The organism is Bathymodiolus platifrons methanotrophic gill symbiont (assembly GCF_002189065.1).
Classification (GTDB): Bacteria; Pseudomonadota; Gammaproteobacteria; order Methylococcales; family Methylomonadaceae; genus Methyloprofundus.
The window spans coordinates 1-9,451 of sequence record NZ_BDMN01000154.1; the positions used below are offsets into that span (position 1 = coordinate 1).

General features: G+C 40.7%; 8 protein-coding genes and 3 tRNA genes. 1 reads left to right on the top strand and 10 read right to left on the bottom strand.

Annotated features, from left to right (window positions below; genetic code table 11):
* Positions 1–10: 10 nt before the first annotated feature.
* The 4 genes from CDZ78_RS09575 to CDZ78_RS21205 all read right to left on the bottom strand — a co-directional run bounded on the left by CDZ78_RS09575 (position 11) and on the right by CDZ78_RS21205 (position 3,848).
* Positions 11–907 carry a contractile injection system tape measure protein gene (locus tag CDZ78_RS09575; RefSeq protein WP_307190479.1) on the bottom strand — a complete coding sequence of 299 codons (897 nt, stop codon included), beginning with the start codon at positions 905–907 and terminating at the stop codon, positions 11–13.
* Between the two features lie 45 nt (positions 908–952).
* Positions 953–2,737, bottom strand: a complete 1,785-nt coding sequence (locus CDZ78_RS09580) for a carboxypeptidase-like regulatory domain-containing protein (RefSeq protein WP_140413970.1) — start codon at positions 2,735–2,737, stop codon at positions 953–955.
* A gap of 206 nt (positions 2,738–2,943) precedes the next feature.
* Positions 2,944–3,657 (bottom strand): transposase, encoded by a 714-nt coding sequence (locus tag CDZ78_RS09585; protein WP_087869820.1) that lies wholly within the window; start codon positions 3,655–3,657, stop codon positions 2,944–2,946.
* 32 nt (positions 3,658–3,689) lie between these two features.
* The gene (locus tag CDZ78_RS21205; protein ID WP_373862467.1) at positions 3,690–3,848 is read right to left on the bottom strand and encodes a hypothetical protein; all 159 of its coding nucleotides are present in this window, start codon (positions 3,846–3,848) and stop codon (positions 3,690–3,692) included.
* A gap of 293 nt (positions 3,849–4,141) precedes the next feature.
* Here CDZ78_RS21205 and CDZ78_RS09590 point away from each other — a divergent pair, with 293 nt between their 5' ends.
* Entirely contained in the window at positions 4,142–5,248 is a 1,107-nt protein-coding gene (locus CDZ78_RS09590; RefSeq protein WP_087869821.1) for a Fic family protein, read from the top strand.
* 1,120 nt (positions 5,249–6,368) lie between these two features.
* Here the strand turns inward: CDZ78_RS09590 and CDZ78_RS09595 are convergent.
* The 6 genes from CDZ78_RS09595 to CDZ78_RS21875 all read right to left on the bottom strand — a co-directional run bounded on the left by CDZ78_RS09595 (position 6,369) and on the right by CDZ78_RS21875 (position 9,101).
* Positions 6,369–6,444: transfer RNA gene (locus CDZ78_RS09595), tRNA-Glu, on the bottom strand.
* Between the two features lie 92 nt (positions 6,445–6,536).
* Positions 6,537–6,612 (bottom strand) — tRNA-Glu (locus tag CDZ78_RS09600).
* Between the two features lie 26 nt (positions 6,613–6,638).
* Positions 6,639–6,714 (bottom strand) — tRNA-Ala (locus CDZ78_RS09605).
* A gap of 41 nt (positions 6,715–6,755) precedes the next feature.
* On the bottom strand, positions 6,756–8,165 hold the full coding sequence (gene gltX / locus CDZ78_RS09610) for a glutamate--tRNA ligase (RefSeq protein WP_087869822.1): 1,410 nt from the start codon (positions 8,163–8,165) through the stop codon (positions 6,756–6,758).
* A gap of 4 nt (positions 8,166–8,169) precedes the next feature.
* On the bottom strand, positions 8,170–8,628 hold the full coding sequence (locus tag CDZ78_RS09615) for a tetratricopeptide repeat protein (RefSeq protein WP_244559212.1): 459 nt from the start codon (positions 8,626–8,628) through the stop codon (positions 8,170–8,172).
* A 302-nt stretch (positions 8,629–8,930) separates the two neighbouring features.
* On the bottom strand, positions 8,931–9,101 hold the full coding sequence (locus CDZ78_RS21875) for a hypothetical protein (protein WP_167374240.1): 171 nt from the start codon (positions 9,099–9,101) through the stop codon (positions 8,931–8,933).
* Positions 9,102–9,451: the final 350 nt, after the last annotated feature.

Consider the following 9,451-nt stretch of genomic DNA (forward strand, 5'->3'; position numbering starts at 1 on the left):
TCTAAGTTTCTTAGCTATTGTTGCTTTCAATGGAAACACTGATGAAAATTACAATAACAGTGGCATAATCTATTTCTGTAATTTCAGCTAAATGCCGAGTAGTCATGCCTGCATAAATGTCTGCAGTAAAAATAGTTTCGTTTTCAATAAACTGTTTAAATATAAGTAGCCAGAATGCTAACTGATTAGCTTCCTGATCCTTAAGAACTGATTTAAGATGTTTTAGCTCCACCTGGATATTCAGCGGGGCGCTGGTAACTACACAATTAAGTATATGCTTTATCATTCCGAACCATTGCTGCTGAAAATCACGCAATAAAGTCTTCTGATTCGGCTTTAATGCATCGAGTAGATTCAAGCGCGTCGTCGAACTCAATTGCATGGCGAGTCTCTCATACAGGGCAGTTGACGCTGACCTGCGTAGAGCCTGTGCAGTCTGCCCGCGCCTCTTTTTAAGTAGTTGCAATATTTCCTGTTCAAGCTGCCAGTTACTATCAGCACCCCACCAGGGTAATTCCCCTGTCTTTAAGTAATAACAGAGCAAATCCAGGCGTGATTCGAGTGTAGTATGAATACTGGCCTTAGAGGTTTCTTGCCCGCTTGTGTTATTTTCAGTAGCTAAACCAAAAGGTTTTGCATTTGAAGAACGGGCTTCCGTGAACTGTTCAACCAATGCCAACTCAAGCTGCTCAATTATTTTATTTTCAAGCTGTGCTTCGAGTGCCGACATAGAATTAAAAACGCCCAGATTTATTTCAACTTTTTCCAGACGGATAACTTCTTCATCGCAGCTATACTCATCAAACAGCGCACTCATTTTATCTTGCAGGGAAGCTTTATATAGAGCGCTAACTCTTTCCTGCAAAGCATGAGTCTGCTCTGTGCTGTCTACTACCAGCTCAAAAATCTACCGTTGAACAAAATGCTGTGTTTGCATCACGACAACCTCATGTTATTGCAGTTTAGTCATCACAGTAGCAACCGATGTCAATTTTAAGTCATCGCGTAATTTGCCACCCCATTCTTCCTTGACAATAGTTATATCCATCCCTGCTTTTTTGATGTTTTTACTGATAATCTTTATTTCCCTTTCTTTTTCGGGGTTGAGAGAGCCTTCTTCGGTAAAATAAAGCCTATCCATGTAAGCAAAACTGGCACTTTTTAATAAATCCAGGTAATGTTGCTGGTCTTCTGCTGCTGCTTTCTCAATGGCACCAATCAGCTTTGTAGATAAATCAGCATATTCCTCCGCCAGTGTTTCAACACTGTCATCCTTAAATGCAACAGACTCTGTGATAAATTTCTGGGCTAATTTATAAGCGGCACTAGCTTTTACTGATTCACTTTTACTGGCTTTAATTGCCACTTCCAGCTGATTTTCTCTATGTTCTTTTAGTATACTCTCGAGTTTCCCTTTTGCTTTCTCCTTTGATAATCCAGTACTTTCAACAACTCTAGTAATCCATCCTTTATCATTTACCACCCCCCAATAATGCCAGACCGGCACCTCCAGAATAACCGGGAAATTAGTACCATCAACGACGACCAATACTGGCTCACTTACACCTCTTCCATATGTAGCCGTAATCGAGTAAGTAGCATAAGGCAGGTTAAGAAACTCAAAATACCCATTTATCTCAGTATCCCCTCTTCCAGACATAACTGATTGACCAGTTTCTATTATGGTTACTGTGGCATTATTAACCGATACTACATATTCTCCTTCTCTTAGCCTTGTTTTTCCTCTAATTCCCCCAAGTTTTGTTTCTTCTACTGGCGGGATAAAAAAGATAGATACATCGCCAATGCTACTCTCATTACAAGCATTGCTGCTTTCCTCAAGTACATAAGTAAAGCGATCAACCATACCTGGCACAGGATTATTATTTTGATAATTTATTTTGCCTTTTTTGATTGAAATAACACCGCCTAACTCACTATTAGCCTCTTCAAGTTTAATACTTAATTTTGCTGCGGAAGAATTGAGCAGGCTATAGTCATTTTTAATCACATTGATAATTAACTGTACCGGTTTATAGCTTTCTTTTTTTAGATCATTACCATTTTCAAGTGTGACTGACAAATAATCCGCTGTCGCAACTGGAGGCAAACAAACGGGTTCCTCTGGAACTTCACAACAGCATGAGATACAGTTTGCTAAAGAAAAGTCAGCCACTACCCGGTTACCCTGCTCATAAAGCAAAATAAATGTGCCTCCTTTAGGTACACTAAATAATGGTTCTATACCCTGATGAGATTGGGAAAAACGTCTGAACCAGTTCCCATTTAAGCGGCGGACAGCTTCATAGTGATAAAAAATAGTGGCCAGACAGCTATGCAGGTTACTTTTGATGAATTGCTGAAAAACTGATATTTGTTGTTGAATATATTCATCCATTACATCAACAGCGGCATAACGGAGATCAAATTTTTCAGCAATATTGATTTTTCTATTAAACTTTGAATAAGACTCAATCATCAATGGCAGAATAAACTGATATTCAATCAGGTCATTAATGATTGCTTGATATTGTGCCTGAAAGATAGGGTAATTAAATGCACATAATTGCTGCGGTAGATAATTTAGTAATATCTTAATGCCGACTAACAGCTCCTTCATTCGCTCTCGAACATGCCCATTCAGACCAAATTCTTTTTCGTCCAGTGCGAATTCTTCTAACATTTCACTTTGATCCAACACGGGGAGATCTAACAGTGAACTTTTAACTTCAGCCAATAAGCCCAGTAATTTGCAACGCAGATTTAGGTAATCTGAACCCAGGTTAACGGGGTTACATAACAATTTTATTTTACAACGTAAACCGGACCATTCCTTATATAACTTAGCGCGATTATTCTGTAATTCCGTTAGATTCCTACTTAAGTTATCAAGCTCATTAAGGTGAGATTCTGGAGGATTTGTCGGTGTTGGAACCAAAGGGGTCAGAGTAATTGATTTTCTTTGTACTTCTCAGACTTCCTATCCCCACCTCGCATCTGAGGTGATGCACGCCGTCCAGTTTGAACCTCAACCTGCTGTTTAAATTTTTCACACCCCAACACCCAGGCTTTATTCGTTGCATCGCGTATTTCTTTTATCGTATAAGCAGGAATCTGTTGTGCATACAAACCCTTATACATTTCTTGTCTTTTTCTACAAGTATCTCCTAGTGACAAGTAACAAATATGGGGGATTAACAACTCAATTGATCTGCCCTCCGCATTATTTTGATAGCTTGACCAAGGATACTCCGCTGGGTGCTTAACCATCTGCGCTCTGACTGGATTCAACTCAATATATCGACTGACAACTAAAAAGTAATTATCACTATCAATCAACGTTGATTTGTATCTTCCTTCCCATAGCGTGCCACTTCTACCATAGGTCTGATTTACATATCGAACATAATATCGCCCTAAGGATTGAACCAAGCAACTGATGCCCTTACCCTCCCTTGGAGTAGCCAGTATATGAACATGGTTAGTCATTAAAACATAGCTATGCACTGCAACATTATACTTTTGACTATATTCTTTGAGCTTGGATAAATAAACGGTGTAATCTTGTTCCGTAAAAAAACAGGCTTGTCGATTATTTCCTCGTTGAACAATATGCTGAGGAATCCCTGGGAGGTTTAAACGTGCTAATCTAGCCATAATAAAGCCTTATCAATAGGTTTGAAGTAAGCTTACTCCAACATAATAATAAAATCAATTACTCTGACCCCATTGATAGATAAATAAACGGTGTAATCTTGTTCCGTAAAAAAACAGGCTTGTCGATTATTTCCTCGTTGAACAATGTGCTGAGGAATCCCTGGGAGGTTTAAACGTGCTAATCGAGCCATAATAAAGCCTTATTAATAGGTTTGAAGTAAGTTTACTCCAACATAATAATAAAACCAATTACTCTGACCCCATTGATAGTGGGAATGCAATTCTTACTCCTCTCGCGTGCAGCTAGCACACGTCGAATTAGCGAATTGCCCTGCCACTTATCAGTGAAATAATACGGATTACTCAAGCCAGTTCTCTAATAACTATTTTAAGCGATTAAACGTTGTCAATGAGTCTTAAAAACCTATTATCAAATCATTTTATGATACGATGAGTCTCTATTTATAGCTCATGAGTATTCTTTATGTGGATTTGGCAAAATGAACACTGGCCTGATTTTCGTTACGATTTAACAGAAGTCACCCCTATTTTGGAGGAAACTGTTAGAGCGGTTGCGCCACTAGCCTTACTTTCCAAAGAATTAGACCTAGATAAACAATTAGAACTAGAATCTCGAGTTTTATTAGATGAAGCACTTGCCACAGCTAAAATTGAAGGTGAAATACTTGATAGGGAGTCTGTGCGTTCGAGTATTGTCAACCGACTTGGAATTAGTAAACCCACACGCTTATCAAAGTCATCTCAAGCTTTTATTGATGTGTTATTGGAAGCCATTCGTCAATCCTCCTCTGTACTCAGAGAAAAAGACTTATTCAAGTGGCATCACATGCTGTTTATTGAAAAACCTTTACTCTACAACATGGTAATAGGTGATTATCGACATGAAAGTATGCAAGTTATCTCAGGGCGATTCGGCAAGCAAACGATTCATTTTGAAGCACCCTGTTATGATAGAACATGTGTATCTGCTGAGATGAGTGATTTTTTAGATTGGCTCGAACATACACCCTGCCCATCTGGCTATATTAAAGCCGCTATCGCTAATTTTTGGTTTGTGACTATCCATCCTTTTGATGATGGTAATGGGCGATTTTCTCGACTTATTGCCGAGCGCTGTTTGGCAGAAACCGAGAAAACCAATATTCGCCTTTATTCACTGTCAACTGCAATAGAGCACGATAAAATCAAATATTATGATTTGCTGGAACAATGTCAGTCAGGAGACATGGATATTACAGAATGGATAGTCTGGTTTTTATATCAAGTTAAATTAGCTGCTATAACCAGCATGAAAAGGCTGGATAAGATACGTTTATCTACTTTGTTTTGGGATAATCATAGAGAAACTCTATTTAATGACAGACAACGAAAACTTATTATCAGATTACTGGAAACAACTGATTTTGAGGAAGGCATTTCTCGCAGGAAATATAAAAACCTGGTTAAAACATCTGATCCTACTGCCACCAGAGACCTGAAAGATTTATTAGATAAAAAAGTAGCGGGGAGTCGCTATTTTTGCGAAAGCTTGTTTTGGGCATCCCAGCCCAAGCAAGCGGCAAAAACTTAACGCGACCGCTAATGCCTTCGGCGCCCCAGACGTCCTGCGTACGTGCCACTTCGCCACTACCATCGTAAACTCGGTGCTGGCTTCGTAACACTCCCTCAAATGACTGGACGGCGTTTCGGAATGCCTTTTATTTTGTCTCCACCTACGCTAGCGCTACGATTCCGACAAAACAACGGCCCTACGCCTTCTGGGGACTACCAGCCCTCGCGCTCGCTCTCCATGGCTGGCAGCGCTTGATGTTTCAGGTTCTGGGCGATCAACTAGATATTTATTGCGTCCCCCAGTTAGTATATAAGGAATTTTCTAAAGCAAAATATTTTTAAGCCACCCTGTATGCGGCAGTAGCTGGGAAGGTTATATTATTGAGAATATTCTTAGCCTGGTTCTTCAAAACACTAAAGCATATTTTTATCGCAGCAGTGGTGGAGCTGAATATTATTTACTCAAGTTTCGGAGTTCAAAATCACATAACACTTTACGGCTCCCCTTTATTTAAGGCTTCTGGCTCTAAGGTGAAAGGGGCTAATTGCAGGGCTTGCACAGAAAGGCAGTTTATACCCTATTCAATTACCCCGTTACCTGGTCAACTGTGCTATTTAAGCCTGTCAGCTCACTATTTTTTGTTTCACGCAAACCAACATACAGAAATCGACTAGCTGCTACATGGGTTGGTACAATATGAGACGCAGAATTGTTGGTTTATTCCAGATTAATGCTCCTATTATCTTTGAAAGATCACCATGATCAGATAACCTGAACTCGCGGAAAATTACTTGATACTATTTTATACCTCGTCATTCCGGCAGGGAAGCCGGAATCCAGTCACATGGATGTGAACGATGCCATCCATGGCACTGGATACCCGCTTCCCTGCGGGTATGACGGGTGATTGGTACATTATGTAACTTGGTTCTGCTGTATGAAACTGCGCATTATGGTCTCACTATATTATCTTGATAATTCCCATAAGGCTTTGATTTTATTATGCTGAGATCAGGTGTTCTGATACTGCTTTATAATGGTCAACTGTGGGTTCTAGGTTAAAGGAAACAGGGAAATATTATGGCAATTAAAAACAAAAAAGGGCTACCTAAATGAATAGATAACCCTTTCTTTTGTATGGCGTCCCCAGGGGGGTTCGAACCCCCGTTACCGCCGTGAAAGGGCGGTGTCCTAGGCCTCTAGACGATGGGGACTAAGACTTTTGATGTGAACGAATAACCGTTCTTCCAGATTTACACAAAATAGCTTTTACAAGCCTAAAACTCAATTCCTGTGAATTTTAAATTGGCGTCCCCAGGGGGGTTCGAACCCCCGTTACCGCCGTGAAAGGGCGGTGTCCTAGGCCTCTAGACGATGGGGACTAAGAACTTTTTTTCAAACTAAGTATTGGTGGAGCCAGGCGGGATCGAACCGCCGACCTCAACACTGCCAGTGTTGCGCTCTCCCAATTGAGCTATGGCCCCTTAGTTGAGTTCAATGATTATACATCAATACAACCCTCTGTCTAGCTTTTATTTTCTTTGATATAATTAATTGCTTTCTGCAAACGGCTCAAGGTTTTATCTCTCCCCAACAAGGATAAAGTCACATCGATAGAAGGCGACATTCCTGTACCGCACACTGCAACTCGCAAGGGCTGAGCAACTTTTCCCAACTTTAACTCTAACTGCTCGGCAGTGTGCAAAACAATCTTATGCAAGACCTCGCCCTGCCATTCAGTGACAGCCACAAAAGCATCATACAAAGCCTGTAAAACTTCATCAGTACCCTGCTTGAAGTTTTTCTTAGCTGCTTTTTCATCATATTCGGAAAAATCCTGATAAAAATAAGTACTGGCATTGGCCATCTCGACTAATGTTTTACTCCGTTCCCGCTGTGCTTTAACAATATCAACCAAAGCCGGACCTTGTGTAGCAGCACCTATTCCACGCTGTTGCATATGCCATTCAAGGTGGCTAGCAACTAACTCTGGTTCAGCGTTCATTATATATTGGTGATTAAGCCATAATAGTTTTTCAGTATTAAAGGCTGATGCTGAAACATTTACCTGCCCTATGTCAAATAGCTCGATCATTTCTGCCTGGGTAAATATTTCCTGATCCCCATGCGACCAGCCTAATCTCACTAAATAATTTAATAAAGCTTCTGGTAAATAGCCATCATCACGATATTGCATAACCCCTACAGCACCATGTCGCTTTGACAATCTGGCTCCATCATCTCCTAGTATCATAGGAAGGTGGGCATAGTACGGAAAATCCGCACCGAGTGCCTTTAAGATATTTATTTGCCTAGGTGTGTTGTTAACATGATCATCACCGCGAATCACATGAGTAATTCCCATATCCATATCATCAACAATAACCGTTAAGTTATAAGTCGGAGTACCATCAGTCCGGGCAATAATCAGGTCATCCAGTTCCTTATTGGCAACTACGATTTTACCTTTGACCAAATCATCAATAACAACCTCACCCTCTTCAGGGTTACGAAATCGAATAACACGATTCAATTCCTTCTGGTCTTTTGGCTGTTCACGACACTTGCCGTTATAACGAGGCTTTTCCTTATTTGCCATCTGCTGTTCACGTAATGATTCCAGCTCTTCTTTTGTACAGTAACAATAATAGGCATCACCCTGATCTAGTAACTGCTGGATAATTTCTTTATAACGATCAAATCGTTGAGTCTGGTAATAAGGTCCTTCATCGTAATCCAGGCCAAGCCATTGCATACCTTCGAGAATCGCATTAACGGACTCCTGCGTTGAACGCTCTAAATCCGTATCTTCTATACGCAGTACAAAAGTGCCATTATTTTTTTTGGCATGTAACCAGGAAAATAAAGCTGTGCGCGCGCCACCTACGTGTAAATAACCTGTTGGACTGGGGGCAAATCGTGTTTTTATTGTCATAAGTTTATTTCTGTCTTAAAAATCGCTTTGAATATTCTACCGGAATTTGTTTGGAAGCCATTAAGCGCATGGATTTATAATTAAACGCGACACTGCCTTTAGCCGCATCATTCCTGCCTAGAATTGCCAGTGCCGTACCATGCTGCTGTGCAGCAGCCTTTTCATACCACTGAGTTGCAGTACTAACGCTCTGCTTAACACCTAATCCTCGGTCATAGATTGCCGCCATAAAAACCTCCGCCTCCACTAAGCCTTGTTCGGCTGCTTTTAACATCCACTTTGCCGATTCTTGCTTATCTTTTGCTACACCGTTCCGGCCTAGCTGATACATAGCCCCCATCTGTGCCTGAGCTAATGCATTGCCCTGCTCTGCTTTTTCCTGTATTTCAGCAAAAGTTCCTGCAAAGCTATTCATGCTAAACATCAAAAAACAGCCGAAAATCATTGTTTGTATTAGTTTCATTTATACCTCTTTTTGTAAAATTACTTGCATATCTATTATTTCATGCTTAACTTATAAACTGAAGTTTCCCAATAATTATTTATGGTAAAATTGAAACTATGCTACAACTATATGAAAAAAATAGTCTTTTCATTCGTTTCAAATGCTATTGCCTAAGGGGAATTAAGTAGGGGTTTGCTATAAACATGGCAAAACCACCTAAAATAAACCTCGATACACCAGCATTGTGTATTTCAGCTACTCAATAATTGGGAAACTTCAGCTTATAAATTGAAAGTGTTAAAATATAAATTACCTTACCTTTATATAGAGAGCGGGGAGTCGCTATTTTTGCGAAAGCTTGTTTTGGGCATCCCAGCCCAAGCAAGCGGCAAAAACTTAACGCGACCGCTAATGCCTTCGGCGCCCCAGACGTCCTGCGTACGTGCCACTTCGCCACTACCATCGTAAACTCGGTGCTGGCTTCGTAACACTCCCTCAAATGACTCGACGGCGTTTCGGAATGCCTTTTATTTTGTCTCCACCTACGCTAGCGCTACGATTCCGACAAAACAACGGCCCTACGCCTTGGGGACTACCAGCCCTCGCGTTCGCTCTCCATGGCTGGCAGCGGAAGAAATATGCTAAAAAAATAATCCTTCCCGTAGTCTCCGCTACAGGCCTTGCCCTGCTGTCTGGCTGTTGCTACAGAACCAACTAGCTATCCATCTTTTACCGCTACTCCAGTGGGCCAAACTACTTCAACAGCAGAATTCAAACAAAAAACTGATACTATTTTTGTTATTTTAGATGCCTCTTCATCCACAAATACTACTTATGACAT

What these genes read in the sequence shown, in the direction of transcription:
- CDZ78_RS09585 (WP_087869820.1), bottom strand. Translation starts at nt 3,657, where the DNA reads ATGGCTAGATTAGCACGTTTAAACCTCCCAGGGATTCCTCAGCATATT.
- CDZ78_RS21205 (WP_373862467.1), bottom strand. Translation starts at nt 3,848, where the DNA reads ATGGCTCGATTAGCACGTTTAAACCTCCCAGGGATTCCTCAGCACATT.
- CDZ78_RS09590 (WP_087869821.1), top strand. Translation starts at nt 4,142, where the DNA reads ATGTGGATTTGGCAAAATGAACACTGGCCTGATTTTCGTTACGATTTA.
- gltX (WP_087869822.1), bottom strand. Translation starts at nt 8,165, where the DNA reads ATGACAATAAAAACACGATTTGCCCCCAGTCCAACAGGTTATTTACAC.
- CDZ78_RS09615 (WP_244559212.1), bottom strand. Translation starts at nt 8,628, where the DNA reads ATGAAACTAATACAAACAATGATTTTCGGCTGTTTTTTGATGTTTAGC.